We start from the raw sequence: 18,484 nt of genomic DNA on the forward strand, positions 1-18,484 counted from the left end.
AGGCAGACTCGGATGAAAGACGGACGAACCCGGCTACTCTCGGAACGCATCGCGGGCGCGGGACTACGTGTGCATTGCGCGCTCATTTTCTTTTTCCTCGTCGCGCCGATCCTCGCGATCGTGCCGCTGTCGTTCAACTCCGGCTCATTCTTCTCGTACCCGATGCAGGGCTTCTCGCTGCGCTGGTACGCGCAGGCGCTGAGTTCGCCGGACTGGCAACGCGCGTTGGCGAACAGCATCGGCATCGGCGCTGCGTCGACGCTGATCGCGACGGTGCTCGGCACGCTCGCCGCGCTCGGCTTGAGCCGCACGCAGTTTCCTTACCGCTCGATCATCATGCCGATCATCGTGTCGCCGATGATCGTGCCTATCGTTGTCGTCGCGGCAGGGTTTTATCTGGTCTTTTCGCCGCTCGGCCTGGTCAATTCGTATCTCGGCGTCGTGCTTGCGCATGCCGCGCTCGGTACGCCCTTCGTGGTGATCACCGTGACGGCTTCGCTGCTGTCGTTCGATCAAAGCCTGCTTCGCGCTGCGTCGGGGCTGGGCGCGCAGCCGTGGGTCGCGTTTCGTCGCGTCACGCTCCCGCTGATCACGCCCGCCGTCGCAACGGGCAGTGTGTTCGCATTCGCGACGTCGTTCGACGAAGTGATCGTCATTCTGTTCATTGGCGGCCCCGAGCAGCGCACCGTGCCGCGGCAGATGTGGAGTGGCATCCGTGACCAGATCGACCCATCGATCCTTGCCGTGGCCACACTGCTGATGGCGTTCGCCATCGCCCTGTTCGCCTGCATGAACTGGTTGCGCAAGCGCGCAGCGGCGGCCAGCCGCTCGTTTGGCTGAGCCGACTGTTGTGCCAGCGTGATGCCGTGGACATGCGACTTGATGACCTCCCTGTAACCGTCGACCGTTGCCAGCCTCGTTGCGGCAAAGCCGGAACCCTTGGCGCGGTCCGTCCTTGGCTGTTAGTTGCGCTTTTAAAAAGAAAAATATTGAGCGCCTGACTGTGTGGCGATATGCTTCGCATCGCCGCTCAACCACATGCAACGACCGAGGGTCGCGAAGGAAACGACAAAATGCGATTGCGACGCATCACCGCACGACGCTCACCAGTGCATGGCATGGGACTGTTTGCCCTGCAGCCGATCGCCCCCGGCGAACGGGTGATCGAGTACAAGGGGGAAGTGACCAGCTGGCGGCGCGCCGCCGCCCGTCAGCGAGCCGACGCGGGCCACACGTTCGTGTTTGGGCTGTCCAGCGGACGAGTGATCGACGGCAGCCGCGGCGGCAACAGCGCCCGCTTTCTGAACCATGCGTGCGCCCCCAACTGCGAGGCCATCGAGACGGGCGACCGGGTGTTCATTCATGCGCTCGCCACGATCGCACCCGGGGAGGAGCTTTTCATCAATTACGGTCTGTCAGTGGACGGCGCGGTCACCGACGACATTCGTGCCCAGTACGCGTGTCATTGCGGCGCGCCGGCATGTCGTCGAACCATGCTGGGAAATGACGGACGGTCGTCGTAGTCCTGCCGCCGCGCAGACGCTTCGATGAGCGATTCCTGCGGCAGTTCATCCGACGCGCCTGCCGCGTCTGTGGTGCGCGTCGATGTCTGGAACATGGCCTCGGCGTCGATCGCCGCATGGTCGCCCCGTCGCGCTGCGTCGCGTTTCAAGGTACAACGTCACAGCGCAAACAGCCGCCCAAGATGAGGCTCGCAATCTCCCACGCCGGCGAGCCGCAACGCGTGCCACGCCATCGCGTAGTTGCTCGATATCACCGGCTTGCCGATCGCCGCCTCTAGCTCCGGAATCAACCCGGCGATGCGCAAGCTCGTGCACGATACGAAAATCGCGTCCACGTCACGATTGCGCGCAAGTCGCTCAACACCAGTTCGCAATGACGCCGCATCGATCCGCGCCACTTCGTTATCGTTCGCATGCTCGAACGACGCCATGCGCGTAATGCCGTGACCACGCGACTCGATATAGTCGCGCATGTATTCGTTGATCGAACGCACGTAGGGAGTAAGCAGGGCCATACGTTGGACGCCTAGTGCGCGAAGCGCCGCCAGCGCCGCGGTGATCGGCGTAGTGCACGCGGCGTCCGCACGCGCTTCGCGAATCCGCGCGAACACCTTTTCCTCCCCAATCACCATCGACGCGGACGTGCAGCCAAACGCCACCACATCGATACGCTCGGCCGGACGGATCAGCGCGACCGCCGGTGCAATGCGGTCCTCCATTTCCGCTAGCCGTTCGGGCGTGATGTCCGCGGAGTTATACACACGGCTTTCGTAGAACGCCACGCCGTCCTGCGTCAGCAAGCCCCGCCACTCATGCTCGATCGTATGATCGGTGGCGAGCACCACGAGCCCAATCGCGGCACGACGGCAGACGCCGTCGTCCAGCGTGAAATCGAGCTTCGTGTACACGTCGTCATGCTGTGCAATCGCACTCATTTCGGAGTCGTCCTGTCATGTCGCGTTCGCCGCTCGCGAGTCTCTGTCGTCACTGCCTCTTAAAGGTAGGGGATTGCCGGCGCCTTTGTGTAATGGTTTATACGCAAATACCCTATACCGTCCCAACGCACACCGGCTTCTATCATGAAAGAAGCGCTTTAGTGTCAGCGCTCCGGTGAAACCAGCAGTCACGCCGTTGACCTGGTGGGTATGAATCACACGCAATCGCCCCATTTCCGTCCGCTTTCCGATGTCACCGGTATACCCGTGCGGCGGATCGTCCGATCCCTCTCACAATAAGGAGTCTCTAACATGTTTGCTCAGACGATTGGCTGGTCCGGTGCAAAGCGGGGCTCGCGGCAAACGGCCTTTGCGGGCATGGCGGCCGCCGTGGCCCTGCTTGTCGGCATGGCTCCCGGTTCGGCGCTAAGCCAGGGCGCCACCATCAAGATCGGCGTGCCCGTCCCGCTGTCGGGCAGCAGTGCCAATGCCGGCACGGATATTGTCAATGGCGCGAAGCTCGCCGCCGCCAGAATCAACGCGGCCGGTGGCGTGCTCGGCAAGCAGATCGAGCTGGTGCCCGAGGACGACGCCTGTGATGCGCAGACCGCGGTGCAGGCGGCACAGAAACTCGTCGATGCGGGCGTTGTCGCGGTAGCGGGCGGATATTGCTCAAGCGCGGCGCTGCCGGAATCGACAACCTTTCATCGCGCCGGGATTCCCTACGTGCTGGATGCGTCGACGAATCCGCAACTGACCGAGATGGGCTACGACAACGTGTTCCGCACGATCGGCCGTGACGACCAGCAGGGCCCATTCGCGGCAAGCTTCATGAAAGACGTTCTGCACGCGAAGCGCGTGGCGGTGATCGACGACAACACGACCTATTCCAAAGGCCTCGCCCAGAACACCGTGCAAGCCCTGAAGAAGGACGGTGTCGATGTCGTGTACGCCAATTCGATCACGCCCGGACAGATGGACTATTCACCGACGCTCACGCGGGTCTCCTCACTGAAGCCTGACGTGATCTACTACACAGGCTATTTCTCCGAAGCCGGCCTGCTGGTCAAGGAGGCGCGGCAACTGGGTCTGAAAATGACCTTCATGGGCGGCGACGCCACCAATGACCCCACCCTGATGAAGACGGCCGGTCCCGCCGCCGACGGCATGATCATCACGACGGCACCGCTCGCGCAGTTCCTGAGCGGCGCGCACGCCTACGTCGATGACTATACGAAGGCTTACGGGCAAGCGCCGGGACCGTACTCGGTCTATGAATACGATGCTGTCGGGGTCACGGCGAAAGCCATCGCGGACGCGAAATCGGCACAGCCTGCCGCGATCACGGCTGCTCTGCACAAGATCTCGAACTACCCGGGCGCGACCGGAACGATTGCCTTCAATTCGAAGGGGGACCGCAGTAAAGCCGTGTACATCACCATCATCGTGCACAACGACAACTTCGAGCCCTACCAGAGGCAGGATGCGAGCGGACATTGGGTGGCGATGAAGTAGGCGTCATTACGCGCGCGCCCCCGTCATGAGCGACTTCTTCCAGTTCGTCATCGAAGGGCTGACGACCGGCTCGTTCTACGCGCTCGTCGCTCTCGGCTACACGATGGTCTACGGCATCATCCGGCTGATCAACTTCGCTCATGGCGACCTGTTCATGGTCGGCGCGTTCATCGGCTGGACCGGTCTGATGGTGCTTGCGTCCGCGCATCTGCCGCTCGCCCTGGCGCTGCTGATCGCCCTTGTGGCCGCCATGACGGTCACAGGCGCGCTCGGCCTGCTGATCGAGCGGCTCGCGTATCAGCCGTTGCTGCGCGCGCCGCGGCTGTCGATTCTGATTACGGCGCTGGGCGTCTCGCTGGCGCTGCAAAATGGGGTGCTGCTGATCTACGGCGCGGGCTTTCGCACCTATCCGCACGTGCTGAGCCAGGCCGGATTCGAACTCCACGGCGTGCAGATCACCTTCGCGCAGATCGGCATCATCGTGACGAGCCTGGCCCTGATGCTGGCACTGTATTTCTTCGTTCACCACACTTTCCTCGGCACCGCGATGCGCGCGCTGGCAATCGATCAGGACGCCGCGCGTCTGATGGGCATCGACGTCGAACGCCTGATCCAGCTCACCTTTCTGCTCGGGTCGGTGCTGGCCGCCGTGGCGGGCGTCATGGAAGGGCTTTACTACACGCAGATCAATTTCTTCATGGGCTTCGTGCTAGGCCTGCGCGCGTTCACCGCCGCCGTGCTCGGCGGCATCGGCAACATCCCGGGCGCGATGGCGGGCGGCATCCTGATTGGCCTGCTCGAAGCCTTCGGCGCGGGCTATGTCTCTTCGCAATGGACCGACGTGTTCGTCTTCGGCGTGCTGATCGCCGTGCTCGTGATCAAGCCGACCGGGCTGTTCGGCGAACGCGTTGTCGAGAGAATGTAGTCCATGAGCGCCAGTCAGGTCTCCGCGCGTTGGGCCAGGCCTGTCGGCGGTGCGCTGCTGGCCGCCGCCGTGGCGCTGCCCGCTGTCGTCAGCAACTATGTCGTCGATGTCGGCCTGACCATCGTCACCTATTCGATCCTGGGTCTTGGGCTGAACATCGTAGTCGGTTATGCCGGGTTGCTCGATCTGGGCTACGCGGCCTTCTTCGCGATCGGCGCGTACACGACGGCGTTGCTGGAAACCCTGCTGCACTTCTCGTTCTGGGAGACGCTGCCGTTCAGTCTGGCGTTCGCCGGGGTATCGGGCATCGTCATCGGCTATCCCACCCTGCGCCTGCGCAGCGACTATCTGGCGATCGTCACGCTGGGGTTCGGCGAAATCACGCGTATCGTCGCCACCAACCTCGACATCACGGGCGGCCCGAACGGCATCTTCGGCATCGCGAGCCCGAGCCTGTTCGGTTTCGAGATCAGTTCGCCGCTAGCGCTCTACGAACTGGGCATGGCGTTCCTCGTGCTGGTGCTCGGGTTCGCCATCCGGCTCGGCCAGTCGCGGCTGGGCCGCGCCTGGACCAGCATCCGCGAGGACGAGGCAGCTGCCGAGGCCGTCGGCGTGCCGACGCTGCGCGTCAAGCTGCTCGCCTATGTGATGGGCGCGCTGATCGGCGGGCTGGGCGGCAGCCTGTTCGCCGCCCGCTTCGGCACCATCGATCCGACCGGCTTCACCTATCTGCAGTCCGTCACGATCCTGATTGTCGTCGTGCTCGGCGGCCGGGGCAGCATTCCCGGTGTGCTCCTCGGCGCCATCATCGTCGCCGGCCTGCCGGAGATTCTGCGTTTTCTCAATCTCTGGCGCATCTTCGCTTTCGCGATCGGGCTCGTGATCCTGATGCTGTTAAGGCCGCAGGGGTTGTGGCCAGCGCCGTTGCGCCGCGTCGCACCGGCGCGCAAGGGCGCTGACGCCGATCGCGTCGCTGTGCCCGATCACGCCGTCACCGATGAGATCCTGCTGGAGGTGCGCGACATGCAGCGCCGCTTCGGTGGCGTGCTGGCGGTCGGCGGTGTCAGCTTCATGGTGCGAAGCGGCGAAATCGTGAGCCTGATCGGTCCGAACGGCGCCGGCAAGACCACCGTGTTCAACTGCCTGACCGGCGTCATCCGCCCGACTGGCGGCCAGATCGTCTGGTGCGGGGAACGGCTTGCCGGCGGCGCGCCTCATCGCATCGTCCATCAAGGCATGGCGCGCACCTTCCAGGGCATCCGCCTGTTCGGCCACATGACGGCCTTCGAAAACGTCCTGACCGGCATGGACCATCGGCTTCGGACACCGCTCGCAGCCGAGCTTCTGGCGTTGCCGTCCGCGCGCGCCGAGGCGGCGGACCATTCCACCGAAGGCCTGCGCTGGCTCGCCTTCGTCGGTCTTGCCGGCAGGGCGGGCGAGCGCGCCGCCGATCTGCCCTACGGCGACCAACGCAGGCTGGAGATCGCCCGTGCGCTCGCCAGCAGCCCTCGCCTGCTGCTGCTCGACGAGCCGGCTGCAGGCATGAACCCGACCGAGAAACGCGCGCTGATGGAACTGATCCGGCGCATCCGGGATCATGGCGTGACGGTGCTGCTGATCGAGCACGACATGATGCTGGTGATGGGCGTGTCGGACCGGATCATCGTGATGGACCACGGCGTCATCATCGCCGAGGGCCAGCCCGCCGCGATCCAGGCGGACCCGCGGGTGATCGATGCCTATCTCGGCACAGCCGGAAAGGACGAGGCGAGCGACGATACTGCCGGGGAGAAATCGCTGTGGGACTCCTAGAAATCCGCGATCTGCGTGTGAGCTATGGGACTGTCGAAGTGCTGCACGGCATCTCGCTGGACGTCGCGGAGGGCGAGATCGTCGCGTTGCTCGGCAGCAACGGCGCGGGAAAAACGACCACGCTGCGGGCGATTTCCGGATTGATCCGGCCGCGCGCGGGCGACATTGCGATGGCTGGCCAGCGCCTGACGGGCTTGCGCGCACACCAGATCGTGGCGCTGGGTCTGGGTCATGTGCCCGAGGGGCGGCGCATTTTCGGCGCGCTGACGGTGGAGGAAAATCTGCATCTCGGCGGCTATCTGATCCGGCGCGACAGTGCGGCATTGCAACAGCGAAGGGATCAGCTCTATGCGGCTTTCCCCCGGCTCGGCGAGCGACGCAGCCAGCTGGCTGGCACGCTCAGCGGCGGCGAACAGCAGATGCTGGCGATTGCCCGAGCCCTGATGCTGCGCCCGCGTATCGTGGTGCTGGACGAACCGTCGATGGGACTCGCGCCGAAGCTGGTCCGCGCGATCTTCGGCATGATCGCCGACATCTGCCGCGAAGGTACCTCGATTCTCCTCGTCGAGCAGAACGCCCGCCAGGCGCTGCGGATCGCTCATCGGGCTTACGTGCTGGAAAGTGGGCACATTGCGCTCGCGGGGTCCGCCCGCGAGCTGGCTCAGGATAGCCGGGTCCGCGCTGCCTATCTGGGCGGCAGTGCCATCTCGGCAGAGTAACCCGCCAACTGGGCAATCGACCTTGGCTGAAACGGGTCAGACGTAATGGAGGCAAAACATGTCGGAGATCGATAAGGAAAAGGTCGCTGCAGTGCTGCGTCGCCCGAGCGATGACGACGCCGCCTCGTCGCGGCACGGCGCCGGCCTGAGTTCGACGGAGCATGCATCATGCTGAATTATCCTGCTGCCTATCAGTCCACCAAAGGCTCAGCGCTCGACGTCGACAAGACGTTCTATCAGCGCATCGCCTCACAGCACGACACCCGCACGCTGGTCGAATCGATCGTCGTGCCGATCCGCTCGGGGCAAGCGTGGACCGTGCCGGCCGGCCACGTGTTTCGCATTGTCACGATCGAAGGCCCGCAGGTTGCCGACCTGAACATGTGGAACCGGCACAACCCGCGCGAGCGCATGTGGGCATCGCGCACGCGCCAGTTGCAGCAGGCGCACGTGAGCACGTTCGACCGTCTGTGGTCGACGCTGCCATTCCTGCGTCCGATGGTGACCATCACGGACGACAGTCTCGCAGGCTACGGCGTCGACGAGCACGGCGGCCGTGTCCACGATCTGCTCGGCACGCGCTGCGACCCCTACGTGAACCGCATGCTGACCGGCGAGGATTTTCATTTTCACTGCCACTCCAACCTGACGCGCGCCATCGCCCCGTATGGATTGACTGAGTACGACGTCCACGACGTGCTCAACGTGTTCCAGTGCACCGGCCTGAATCTCGAAGACAAATACTTCATGAAGGCGTGTCCGGCAAAGAAAGGCGATTACCTCGAATTCTTCGCGGAGATCGACTTGCTGTGCGCGCTGTCGACCTGTCCGGGCGGCGATCTGTCAGTGCCGATGTGGGGACCCGACGCGCGCGATCCGCTGGAAGTGTGCCGGCCGCTTGGCGTCGAGGTCTGGCAACTCGCGCCACAGATGCTGGATGGGTGGACGCCGCCGGCCGTGGCTGCCTACAAAGGGCAGCACGGAATGGTGCTGAATCAGCCGCAATGGAAGTGAGACTGGTGCTTCCTGTCCAGCAGGAATCGAGGGCGGCGCAGCACAAAAGCCGGAGCGAGACCGCGCCGCCTTGAATGCCCGCCGGCCCCCTTGTATCTGAGGACATCATGAAAGTTGTCGTGCTCGGTGGCGGGGTAGTCGGTGTGACAACCGCGTACCAGTTGCAGAAGGATGGCCATGAGGTCGTGATCGTCGAGCGGCAGCCTTTAGTCGCATCGGAAACCAGTTGGGGCAACGCGGGCATGATCGCGCCCGGGCATTCCTTTGTCTGGTCCTCGCCCAAAGCGCCGATGATTCTGCTCAAATCGCTGGTGCTGAAAGATCAGGCGTTGCGCTTCAAGTTCTCGGCGGATCCCAGGCTTTACAGCTGGTCGTGGCGTTTCCTGATGGAATGCACATCAGAGAAGGCACGCCGCAATACCCTGCTCAAGCATCGGCTTGCCGCGTACTCGCAACGCGTGCTACAGAATGTGATCGCTGAGGACGCCATTGAATACGATCGAAATGACCGCGGAATCCTGTATTTTCATCGGACGCAGGAAGCGCAGGATCGCGGAGTCGAACACATGAAGCTGCTGGAATCCGATGGGCAAGTCATCAGGGTTCTCAGCCGCGATCAGGTCGTCGCACTCGACCCGTCGCTGGCTTCGGCAAAAGACAGGATAGCGGGTGCCATTTACTGCCCGACCGATGAGACCGGAGACCCTGCGAAGTTCACCCGCGCCCTTGCGGAAAAGATTGTCGCGCGTGGCGGTACGCTTCTGACGCACACCACCATCGACGGCTTCGAAACCGCTGGGCAGGACGTGGTGGGCATAAGAACGAGTCGAGGCCTTGTAAAAGCCGACGCGTATGTGCTCGCCCTTGGCCCCTATAGTCCGGTTCTTGGCCGACAGATCGGCATCGATCTTCCGATCTATCCGATCAAGGGTTACTCCCTCACGATTCCGATCGATGGCCGGCCCTTGCCGCCCTCCGTTGCAGTGGTCGACGAGCACAACCTGGTCGCAGTCTCGCGCTTCGGCGACCGGATCCGGGTCACCGCAACGGCGGAGTTTGCCGGCTACGACACGAGCCATAAGCCTTCTGATTTTGCGTTTATGAAAAGCGTGACACAAGAACTCTATCCGGCCGGCGCCAACTACGATTGCGCCGAAATGTGGGCCGGTCTCAGGCCGATGACGCCGACGAACCTGCCGTTTCTTGGGCGCAGGAAGTATCGCAATCTTTATCTGAATACCGGTCACGGTCATATCGGCTGGACCATGTCGCACGGATCGGCTCGAATCACGGCCGACCTGATCGCGGGACGAACCCCGGCGATTCCGATGGTGGGGCTGCTTTGCGACTGATGGCGACGCGTTTTGCAGCCAAAACATGGGGCCCCAGCCGAACGATGCCAGCAAACTATTGCATCGACCGGTCGAATCCGCCGCGCACGACCCGTCGGTACACGTCGCGCTCAAGGAATTGCGACTTCGAGACGCGTTATCGCGCGTCGGTCGCGGTGTGTGACGGCATTGAAGTATCGGGAGACATTCCACCCTGATCTGTCAGACCGTTCGGCTCAGTATGGCATCATGAAGACGGGATTAAGCGGAGGCGGAAACACGGCAGCATGAAAACGCTGGCACGGCGAATGTCATCGCCAACGTAAACGCCGATTTCCTGATTGACACAAAAAACCTATATAGAATCGCAAGATGAACTCGAAGAATAGAACGGATGCAATGAAAATATTCGCATCCACCGTATGTTTAGTTTTGTTTTCAATATGGATAGTTTCTCTTAGAAAGGAAATAAACGCCGACGATGTCGTGTCATTCTCCCAAGCGAAAGATCTTATTGAGTTTGGCAGCCTGAGAGGATGGACTTACCCCGGTGCGCCATCGTTTTTTCCAGATATATTGCTATCAATACCATTTGAAATTCTTGCTCGAACTCCGTATTTTTTTCATCTGGTAACGGCGCCCGTTCAAGTACTGATATTTGTATTTGCATGCAGCCTTCTAACATCGAAGGAACGCCCTTTCGCCCAAACATACACAAATCTAACGATATCGTTAATCGCTATCGCGGCGAGCGGCCTGCTGGTGATCGGAAAAGACTTTTATTTTCTGATTGAAACGGTCTTTAGCTTCGAACATCACGGCTTCGCAGCGGTGCTAGCCGTAATCCTATATTTCTACGTAAAAAGCCATTTCAAGCTCACGGTCCTGAACAGTGCCGTTTTGGTAATCGTGATTTTTTTGCTCGGCATATCAGATCTTTATTTCGTTCTCTGGTTTGGAGCACTGTTGGCATCGGAGGCCATATTCGGCGAGAGAAAAAGATTTCTCGCCTTTACTGTGGCCTTCTCCGCTTTGGCAATAAGTGTTCAGGAAAAATTGATTTGAAAATCGGCGCCGTACCTGCTTAGCAGTGCTGCGAGTTCGGCATCGATGGTCTCGCGCGTCCAGGTGAGGGCTCGACGCCATCGGTATTTCAGGTGCCGCCAGACGATCTCGATCATGTTGAGCTCGGGGCTATAGGCAGGCAGGTAAAACAGGATGACCTTATGTTCGAGCAGCCAACGTTGGCGCGTCGCGTCGCTGATACCGTGATGGATGCTGGCATTGTCCAGCACGATCACCGTGGGCAGACCGTTCCCGGTGGCGAGCACACTGTCGATGAAGCACTCGACATCCTGGGCTTTAATGGTGCCGGTATGCGCGGCGTGGATCAGCGTGTTTTCGCCGAAGTCCAGTGCGCCGATCACGCTGCGGCGGCAGTGATGGTTCGGTTCGACCTGGTGAGGCAAGCCTCGTGGTGACCAGCTACGTTGAACCGGCGGCGATCCATGGAAGCCCGCCTCATCGAGATACACCAACCGCACGGCGTCCCCGCGTGCAGCCTGTTGGAGTTTCTCGAGTGTGGCCTGTTTCATTGCGAACGCTTCTTCGTTGCGCTTTTTTTGAGCGCGTAGCGGTTGCGCTTGAACGAAAAGCCGTTGCGCTTGAGAGCTTCGCCCAGCGTTTCGACCTTGCAGGGCAGCGGCTCGTTGAGCGCGGCTTCGACGCGCTGGGCAATGCCACCAAGGGTCAGCGGTTCGGCGCGGGCGATCTCAAGGGCCACAGCGATCTGGGCTTCAGTCAGCAGCGCATGCCGGCCGCCGTTATGTGCGCCCATCAAGCCGCATATGCCCCGCTCGCGCCATGCGTGCGACCAGTTGTAGACGCTCTGGCCACTCACGCCCAGTTGCGCCGCAATGGCGCGGGCCTTGAGGCCACGTCCGAGCATCAACAGGCCCGCCGCGCGTGTGCGCGTATCCCGATGACGGTGATTGATCGACATCTGCTGCAATGTCAGCTCCTCGACTGCCTTCAACACTACGACACACTTCATCCACGACCCCGGCACCGACCAAGACGCCAGGTTAGCCAAAGTCAAACCGTTTTACCAGGAACACTTATTTATCTTTCTTGTCTCGCTTGAAATTAATTCCTCGCTGGCCATTCAGGCTAAAAATTCCGCGGCCGAGGATTATACTGATAAATTTAGAAATTTATTTCATATTGCCATAATTTTGTTTTTCATGATTTCTATTTTTATAAAAACAAAATCGTTCAAATATAGCAAATCACTGTGCGCAGCCGCCATTTTTTCGATCGCCGTGGTCTGTGCCGCCGGATTGATTCATAACACATATGAATTTCGCTATCTATCCATAACCTACATAATTTCTGCCTGGATGTTTCATGATCTGATAGATCGCTCAATTAAGATTAAAAATATCGTTGCCCTGACGTCGATAATATTGCTGGTCGCGCTCGCGGCAGCGCCGAAGATCCCGCAAAACGAAAACTTCCAGCGAGAAATTGATTGCCTGTCTCGCCAGGGGATAAGTGGCAGCACCGTTTATGCAGAGTATTGGCCGGCGAAGATCATATTCGAAGGAACAAATAGAGTTTTTAACTTGATACAGATCGATCGAGATTTAAACGAGACGAGCTGGAATTACAACTCAAGATGGAAATCACTGCACAACGACAATGGGGTCTCTTATTACCTGACCGACCATTTAAGTCATAATGCCACACAACATTTGATCGACATTAAAGGCTCTGAACTGATTTGTGACGGAAAGATCGTTACCGTAAAAGCGCAACAGTAGGATCTGACGGTGACCGTCACACCAGGGCTCGACTTTTGCATCTTAGCCGAGCGCGATAGCGGCCTGTCACGCGCAGTTTTTCGCCATCAGAACCACTCCAACTATTCGTGATCGTGCCGCAGTCGTGAGCCACGCGCCCATCACGCCGTACGGCGGCCGGCCGGTGTGCGCGATCCTGCTGTACCGGGTCAGCCGCATCTGGCTGATCGCCCATCGCGGACAGATGCACGACGATCCAGTGCTGTTTGCCGCGAAGGACCGCGCGAGCTGGCTCATGATCGCACTTTGCGCGGCGTGTTTCTGGACGGCGATCTAGATGGGCGCCCTGCCGTGGCGCATCGCTGGGACATGGCGTGTTCATGGCGGGCGATCATGCGTCGGATGGTCCGCGCTCATGGCCGTCCTCTGCCCTTCTGCGATACGCTCGCAATCGCCCCGAAGGTGGCGCCGATGGCCTCGACTGCCTCTCAGGGGAAGATCGGCTCGTAACCTAACCGAGCGAGTGGAAAGAGGTACCATGGGTACGCCGTCGAACGCCAGGCTCATCCGTGCCTGAGCGTGTAACGTCTCTCTGGCTAGAGGTCCTGCCATGATCCTGTATCACACCGTCCCCGATTCGTCGGTCATCGAAATATCCGTCGAAGGCAAAATCACCGACCACGAACTGCGCGAAGCCATCGAGCGCATGCGTGGTGATCTTGAACTGAACGGTAAGACCCGCGTGCTCGAACGCATCGAGCATTTCAGCGGCATCGAGCCGAAGGCGCTATGGACCGACCTGACGCTCGGCGTCTCCGTCGCCCGCAAGGTCACGCGCGCCGCCGTGGTGGCCGACGCGGGCTGGATTCGCGCCTCGATGCATTTGGCCCGGTTCTTCACGAAGGCTGAAATCAAGGCGTTCCACGTCAACGAGCTGGAACAGGCGCGAGCCTGGATCAACGCCTGAACGTCGTCTCCGGCCGGCCGCATCGGGCGGAGGCCGGCCAGTTGGAGCCGCACGACTCAACATCAGAACTGTTACTGCCGAATCAAGGACACGGAGCGCAACGATCCTATGATGGAATGAGGCCGCGCGACACGCGCGGAAAAGCGCTAAAACATGTAGGAAAACAGGAGAAGAGGAGCACATGACGAAGCGAGTGATCGTGACCGGCGGCAGCGGCCTGGCCGGAAAATGGGTGGTCCAGAACCTGGTCGAGCACGGCTACGAGGTGATGAATCTTGATCGCGTGCCGATGGCGGCGCGCACGGCGCGCACGTTGATTACGGACATCACCGATGCGGGCCAGGTATTCAATGCGCTGGCATCGAGCACCGCGCCGGGAGAATTCGCCGACGACCTCGAACCAAAGCCGATCGACGCGATTGTGCATTTTGCGGCGATCCCTCGCATCATGATCACGCCCGACAACGAGGTCTACCGGATCAACGTGATGGGCACGTACAACATCCTCGACGCAGCGTCGAAGCTTGGCATCCGCAAGGTGATCGTGGCATCGAGCGAAACCACATACGGTATGGTGTTCGCGCACCGGGATCGCAGTCCGGAGTACTTCCCGCTCGACGAGGAATACCCGGTGAACCCGATGGACAGCTACGCGACGTCGAAGGTTATCAACGAAGTGACGGCGAAGGCGTTCCACGCACGCACCGGCTCTGACATTTACTGCTTTCGTATTGGCAACGTGCTCGAACCCAACGACTACGCGAAGTTTCCGGCGTGGCTCAAGGATCCAGCACTGCGCAAGAGGATTGCGTGGAGCTATATCGACGGGCGCGATCTCGCGAGCGCGTGCCGGCTTGCCATCGAAAAGGACGGCCTCGGCTTTCAGGTCATGAATGTCGCGGCCGACGACGTGTCGTCCGACGTACCTACCGCGGAACTGCTCCGACGCTACTACCCCGGCGTGCCGCTCAAAAAGCAACTCGGCGAGTTCGAGACCCTGCTCAGCAACGAGAAGCTCAAGCGCCTTCTTGGGTGGAACCAGCAACACTACTGGCGCGACGAAGCGAAAAAGGTCGTCCAGTAAGCATGGCGGGCCGGCCCCCGGCCGGCCAATCACGCCGTGCGAGTCTTCATGGACTGCCTTGCAACGACGCAGACCGGCGCAATGGCGTCGTTCCCGCAGTCGGGTGGTGGGTCTCGGGAAGAATTTTCGAACAAGCCCGCAGCGAAAATTCTCCCTGCTACGTTCAGCCGCCGGTCAGCGAGTAGTCGTTTGCAGCAGGTCGCGCGCGGTGCTTAGCATGCCGTCGGCGATCTTTCCGGAATCGACCTTGTAGCTGCCGTCACGCAGGGCGCCCTTGATCGACTCGACCTTCGCCGTGTCGCTATCCGAATCGCTGGACGTGTGCATCGCGAACACTGACGAGAGATTAACCGTCGAATTCTGCGCGCCGGCAGCGCTGACTTGGTGCGCGGACTCGACGGCATCCTTCGCATCGCTGTTGATCATTGCGCGTGGCGGACCGTTCTGCGAAGCCGCGAGCGGGTAATTGCTGGATTCAATCTTCATGGTGTGTGTTCCCCACTGGTTGAGTGCTTTAACGGTTCAGCGTTGGAAATCTTCACCCTGCCGTGGGAAGCGGAACCGTGTCCACGTTTCGCCGTGAGCCGCTAAGCCTTGCCGGGCGGGCACTCTAGCCGCCTGCAGCAAATTGCAACAAAGTGTGAGCAATACCACACAACGGCTATAAGCTGATCGAAGCGTCGACCCGCTCCGAACCAAAGGCGCAGGTATGCTTGAGAACGCGACGCCGCACCCCATTTTGCTTGCTGTGAACAAACGTACCCGCCGCCCCTTGCAGCCTCGATGGCCCTTTCCGCCAAGTCGCGATGTCGCTGGTCGCGCCTTTGGCGATCTCGTCGCGCTTCAATATTGCGGCGCGGACGTGTGGCTCTGGCGATGCCGATGCGGCGGCCATGTGACTTCCACCCTGAAGACGGTAGAGAGCGGTGCAGTGCGTGATTGCGGCTGCCGTGAGCAGCGTCGCGTGTGGCGGTCGCGACCGGGCTCACCTGCGCTGAAGAGCGGCGAGGTTTTCGGCCAGCTGACGACCGAGCGGTACGCTGGCGATGGATTGTGGGTTTGCCGGTGCGACTGCGGTGGTGAGGCGACAGTTAGCGCCGGACGGTTGCGAATGGGCAAGGCGCGCTCGTGCGGCAGGTGCCTCGTCGCTTCGACTCACCGAGTGGCGTAGCGCCGGAACGGAAAATGTTCGTTCGACTCAGGTCAAGCGATCTACACTGCAATTCAACGAATAAGAAAAGATCGCCAGCCTTGGCTGGGTCTGGACGATCGTATTCCGATTTCGCTTTGATCAAGCGTAGTCCGTACATGCTCCCCTTTCTGTCTGGAGGCGGTCATGAAAAAGGAAAGGAAGACAGCACGGCAAATTCTGTCCGGGAACCCTCGGGAGGTTATCTCAGTGGGCCCCGACGACACGGTGCTGAACGCGTTGCAGTTGATGGCCGACAAGGACGTGACGACGGTGCTGGTGCTGCAGGGCAGCAATCTGGTTGGCGTGCTGTCTCAGCGCGATTACGCCCGCAAGGTCGAGGTGCTTGGCCGCAACGCCGCGAACACCAGGGTTGGCGACATCATGACCACCCAGGTGCTTTATGTGACGCCCGAGCATACCTGCGATCAATGCCTCGCGTCGATGCATACCCGGCGGATCCGGCACCTGCCTGTGATCGAATCCGGGCGCGTCATCGGCGTGCTTTCCAACAGTGACGTGCTGGAGGAACTCCTGCAGGAGGACGAGCATTTCATCAGGATTCTCGAGGACGACATGCTCCATCTGACCATTGATACCGGTGGCGCCTATTAGCCAGTCGCGCTCGCATCAGGCGAGGTGAAACGTGAGCACGCAATCAACCGCGGGGGCGCTTTCACCGGCCATCCTTTCCCGCTCGTCCGGCAAAGTGGCGTCGGCGCGCGATGCCGTGCGCCTGATCCGCGACGGCGATACGGTCGCGACGGGTGGCTTCGTCGGCATCGGCTTCGCCGAAGACATCGCCATTGCCATCGAGGAACTCTGTACGGCGCGTGACGAGGATACGTTAGTCACCCTCCCAAAGCCCGCCAACCTCACGCTAGTCTATGCGGCCGGCCAGGGAGACGGCAAGGAACGCGGACTGAACCACCTGGCGACGCCGGGACTCGTCAAGCGCGTCATCGGCGGACACTGGGGCCTCGTGCCGAAGCTACAGCAGCTTGCGGTGGATAACCAGATCGAGGCGTATAACCTGCCGCAGGGCGTGATCAGCCACCTGTTTCGCGACATTGCGGCCGGAAAGCCAGGCCATCTCTCCCGAGTCGGCCTCGGCACCTTCGTCGATCCGCGCTTCGGTGGTGGCAAACTGAACGAGCGCACCACCGAGAATCTGGTCGAGTTGATGCGGATCGGCGACGAGGAATATCTGTTCTACAAGGCCTTCCCGATCAACGTCGCGATCGTGCGCGGCACCACTGCCGACCCGGAAGGCAATGTGACCATGGAGCGCGAAGCCCTGACACTGGAGGCTCTCGCGATCGCCATGGCCGCGCACAACTGTCACGGCCTCGTGATCGTCCAGGTGGAGCGCATCGCCGAAAGCGGCTCGCTCAATCCGCGACAGGTCAAGATCCCCGGCGTGCTGGTCGATTGCGTCGTGCTGGCGCCGCCCGAGAACCACCAGCAGACCTTTGCCACACCATACAGTCCGGCGTACGCCGGCGAAATCCGGATCCCCGCGAGCAGTGTGGCGCCGATGCCGATGAGTGAGCGCAAGGTGGTCGCGCGACGCGCGGCAATGGAACTCCAGCCAAACAGCGTGGTGAATCTCGGGATCGGCATGCCCGAAGGCATCGCCAGCGTCGCCAACGAGGAAAGGATCCTCGACCTGATGACGCTGACCACCGAGCCCGGCGTCATCGGCGGCATTCCAGCGGGAGGCTTGAACTTCGGCGCGGCGACCAATGCGCAGGCGATCATCGATCAGCCCGCCCAGTTCGATTTCTATGACGGCGGCGGGCTCGACGTCGCCTTTCTTGGCCTCGCGCAGGCCGATCGCATGGGAAACCTCAATGTGTCGAAATTCGGGCCGCGCCTGGCCGGTGCCGGAGGCTTCATCAACATCAGCCAGAATGCCAGGAAAGTCGTGTTCGTCGGCACTTTCATGGCGGGCCACAGCCAGATTGCAGTCGTCGACGGCAAGCTGCGTATCCACCGTGACGGCACCGCCAGGAAATTCATCGAGGAAGTCGAGCATCGCACGTTCTCTGGCCCGTATGCGGCGGCAATGGGCAAGCCGGTCCTCTACATCACCGAGCGTTGCGTGTTCGAGCTGGGCGCCGAGGGCATGGAACTCATCGAGATTGCACCGGGCGTCGATCTGGAGCGCGATATTCTGGCCAGGATGGACTTCGCACCGATCCTGCGTTCGCCCACGCAGATGGACGAGCGGATTTTCCTGCCTGAACCGATGGGCCTGCGCTCGAATGTTTTGCGACTGCCGCTGGAAGCGCGCTTCATCTACGACGACGACAAGAACATCATGTTTCTCAATTTCGCGCGCCTCGAGGTGAAGCGTCCCGACGACATCGCGGCGATCCGGACTCAGGTATGCCGCGTCTGCGAACCACTGGACCACAAGGTTTATGCAGTGGTGAACTACGAGGGTTTCGTGTTGGACCCCGCGCTGGAGGACGCGTACGTCGAAATGGTCGAGGATATGGTGCAGCGCTACTATCTCGGCGTAACACGCTTTACTACCAGCGCTTTCATGCGCGCCAAGCTGGGTGGCGCCCTTACGCGGCGCGGGCTGTCACCTTATGTCTATGAGACGGAGGCGGAAGCGCAGGCCTACCTGCGCGAACAGTCGTCAAACCGCTGAATCCGGC

Annotated in this window: 19 protein-coding genes; 15 read left to right on the forward strand and 4 right to left on the reverse strand. The window is 61.0% G+C overall.

From position 1 onward, the window contains the following. The first annotated feature begins 12 nt into the window (after nucleotides 1-12). Complete coding sequence (locus OKW30_RS01645) at nucleotides 13-840, forward strand: ABC transporter permease (RefSeq protein ID WP_090810989.1); 828 nt, start codon at nucleotides 13-15, stop codon at nucleotides 838-840. Between the two features lie 233 nt (nucleotides 841-1,073). After that, nucleotides 1,074-1,523 carry an SET domain-containing protein gene (locus tag OKW30_RS01650; protein WP_184069651.1) on the forward strand — a complete coding sequence of 150 codons (450 nt, stop codon included), beginning with the start codon at nucleotides 1,074-1,076 and terminating at the stop codon, nucleotides 1,521-1,523. A 158-nt stretch (nucleotides 1,524-1,681) separates the two neighbouring features. Here the strand turns inward: OKW30_RS01650 and OKW30_RS01655 are convergent, their stop codons facing one another. Continuing rightward, entirely contained in the window at nucleotides 1,682-2,458 is a 777-nt protein-coding gene (locus tag OKW30_RS01655) for a maleate cis-trans isomerase family protein (RefSeq protein ID WP_429345792.1), read from the reverse strand. Nucleotides 2,459-2,770: 312 nt separating this feature from the next. Here OKW30_RS01655 and OKW30_RS01660 point away from each other — a divergent pair, with 312 nt between their 5' ends. The 7 genes from OKW30_RS01660 (at nucleotide 2,771) to OKW30_RS01690 (ending at nucleotide 10,839) form a co-directional block, all read left to right on the forward strand. Beyond that, nucleotides 2,771-3,973, forward strand: coding sequence for a branched-chain amino acid ABC transporter substrate-binding protein (locus OKW30_RS01660; RefSeq protein ID WP_429345793.1), 1,203 nt, complete (start codon nucleotides 2,771-2,773; stop codon nucleotides 3,971-3,973). Between the two features lie 25 nt (nucleotides 3,974-3,998). Next, nucleotides 3,999-4,898 carry a branched-chain amino acid ABC transporter permease gene (locus tag OKW30_RS01665; protein WP_018422469.1) on the forward strand — a complete coding sequence of 300 codons (900 nt, stop codon included), beginning with the start codon at nucleotides 3,999-4,001 and terminating at the stop codon, nucleotides 4,896-4,898. A gap of 3 nt (nucleotides 4,899-4,901) precedes the next feature. Continuing rightward, nucleotides 4,902-6,710 (forward strand): ABC transporter permease subunit, encoded by a 1,809-nt coding sequence (locus OKW30_RS01670; RefSeq protein ID WP_429345794.1) that lies wholly within the window; start codon nucleotides 4,902-4,904, stop codon nucleotides 6,708-6,710. Further along, on the forward strand, nucleotides 6,698-7,429 hold the full coding sequence (locus OKW30_RS01675; protein ID WP_429345795.1) for an ABC transporter ATP-binding protein: 732 nt from the start codon (nucleotides 6,698-6,700) through the stop codon (nucleotides 7,427-7,429). The genes OKW30_RS01670 and OKW30_RS01675 overlap by 13 nt, the downstream gene beginning before the upstream one ends. Before the next feature lie 168 nt (nucleotides 7,430-7,597). Next, the gene (locus OKW30_RS01680) at nucleotides 7,598-8,443 is read left to right on the forward strand and encodes an urea carboxylase-associated family protein (RefSeq protein WP_184069641.1); all 846 of its coding nucleotides are present in this window, start codon (nucleotides 7,598-7,600) and stop codon (nucleotides 8,441-8,443) included. A gap of 107 nt (nucleotides 8,444-8,550) precedes the next feature. Then, entirely contained in the window at nucleotides 8,551-9,795 is a 1,245-nt protein-coding gene (locus OKW30_RS01685; protein ID WP_429345796.1) for a D-amino acid dehydrogenase, read from the forward strand. Between the two features lie 351 nt (nucleotides 9,796-10,146). Beyond that, nucleotides 10,147-10,839, forward strand: a complete 693-nt coding sequence (locus tag OKW30_RS01690) for a hypothetical protein (protein ID WP_429345797.1) — start codon at nucleotides 10,147-10,149, stop codon at nucleotides 10,837-10,839. Here the strand turns inward: OKW30_RS01690 and OKW30_RS01695 are convergent. After that, nucleotides 10,821-11,369: an IS630 family transposase gene (locus tag OKW30_RS01695; protein ID WP_429345693.1), complete on the reverse strand. Its 549-nt coding sequence runs from the start codon at nucleotides 11,367-11,369 to the stop codon at nucleotides 10,821-10,823. The two genes, OKW30_RS01690 and OKW30_RS01695, sit on opposite strands and share 19 nt — an antisense overlap. Then, nucleotides 11,366-11,776: a helix-turn-helix domain-containing protein gene (locus OKW30_RS01700; protein ID WP_429346090.1), complete on the reverse strand. Its 411-nt coding sequence runs from the start codon at nucleotides 11,774-11,776 to the stop codon at nucleotides 11,366-11,368. Before OKW30_RS01700 ends, OKW30_RS01695 begins: the two co-directional genes overlap by 4 nt. On the opposite strand from OKW30_RS01700, the gene OKW30_RS01705 reads away from it, so the two are divergent. The 4 genes from OKW30_RS01705 (at nucleotide 11,766) to OKW30_RS01720 (ending at nucleotide 14,626) form a co-directional block, all read left to right on the forward strand. Continuing rightward, entirely contained in the window at nucleotides 11,766-12,596 is an 831-nt protein-coding gene (locus OKW30_RS01705; RefSeq protein WP_429345798.1) for a hypothetical protein, read from the forward strand. The genes OKW30_RS01700 and OKW30_RS01705 overlap by 11 nt on opposite strands. 124 nt (nucleotides 12,597-12,720) lie before the next feature. Beyond that, entirely contained in the window at nucleotides 12,721-12,912 is a 192-nt protein-coding gene (locus OKW30_RS01710; protein WP_429345799.1) for a hypothetical protein, read from the forward strand. A gap of 273 nt (nucleotides 12,913-13,185) precedes the next feature. Then, a complete protein-coding gene (locus OKW30_RS01715) occupies nucleotides 13,186-13,542 on the forward strand; it encodes an STAS/SEC14 domain-containing protein (protein ID WP_184024102.1) in 357 nt (118 codons plus the stop codon). Nucleotides 13,543-13,723: 181 nt separating this feature from the next. Continuing rightward, complete coding sequence (locus OKW30_RS01720; protein ID WP_184024092.1) at nucleotides 13,724-14,626, forward strand: NAD-dependent epimerase/dehydratase family protein; 903 nt, start codon at nucleotides 13,724-13,726, stop codon at nucleotides 14,624-14,626. A gap of 174 nt (nucleotides 14,627-14,800) precedes the next feature. On the opposite strand, the gene flgM is transcribed toward OKW30_RS01720, so the two are convergent. Continuing rightward, on the reverse strand, nucleotides 14,801-15,112 hold the full coding sequence (gene flgM, locus OKW30_RS01725; protein ID WP_429345800.1) for a flagellar biosynthesis anti-sigma factor FlgM: 312 nt from the start codon (nucleotides 15,110-15,112) through the stop codon (nucleotides 14,801-14,803). Nucleotides 15,113-15,962: 850 nt separating this feature from the next. Here flgM and OKW30_RS01730 point away from each other — a divergent pair. Both OKW30_RS01730 and OKW30_RS01735 read left to right on the forward strand, forming a co-directional pair. Then, entirely contained in the window at nucleotides 15,963-16,430 is a 468-nt protein-coding gene (locus OKW30_RS01730; RefSeq protein WP_184069633.1) for a CBS domain-containing protein, read from the forward strand. Nucleotides 16,431-16,461: 31 nt separating this feature from the next. Beyond that, nucleotides 16,462-18,477 carry an acyl CoA:acetate/3-ketoacid CoA transferase gene (locus OKW30_RS01735; protein ID WP_187630563.1) on the forward strand — a complete coding sequence of 672 codons (2,016 nt, stop codon included), beginning with the start codon at nucleotides 16,462-16,464 and terminating at the stop codon, nucleotides 18,475-18,477. The last annotated feature ends 7 nt before the right edge of the window (nucleotides 18,478-18,484 follow it).

This window comes from Paraburkholderia sp. Clong3 (genome assembly GCF_050436485.1).
In the GTDB taxonomy this organism is placed as follows: domain Bacteria; phylum Pseudomonadota; class Gammaproteobacteria; order Burkholderiales; family Burkholderiaceae; genus Paraburkholderia; species Paraburkholderia tuberum.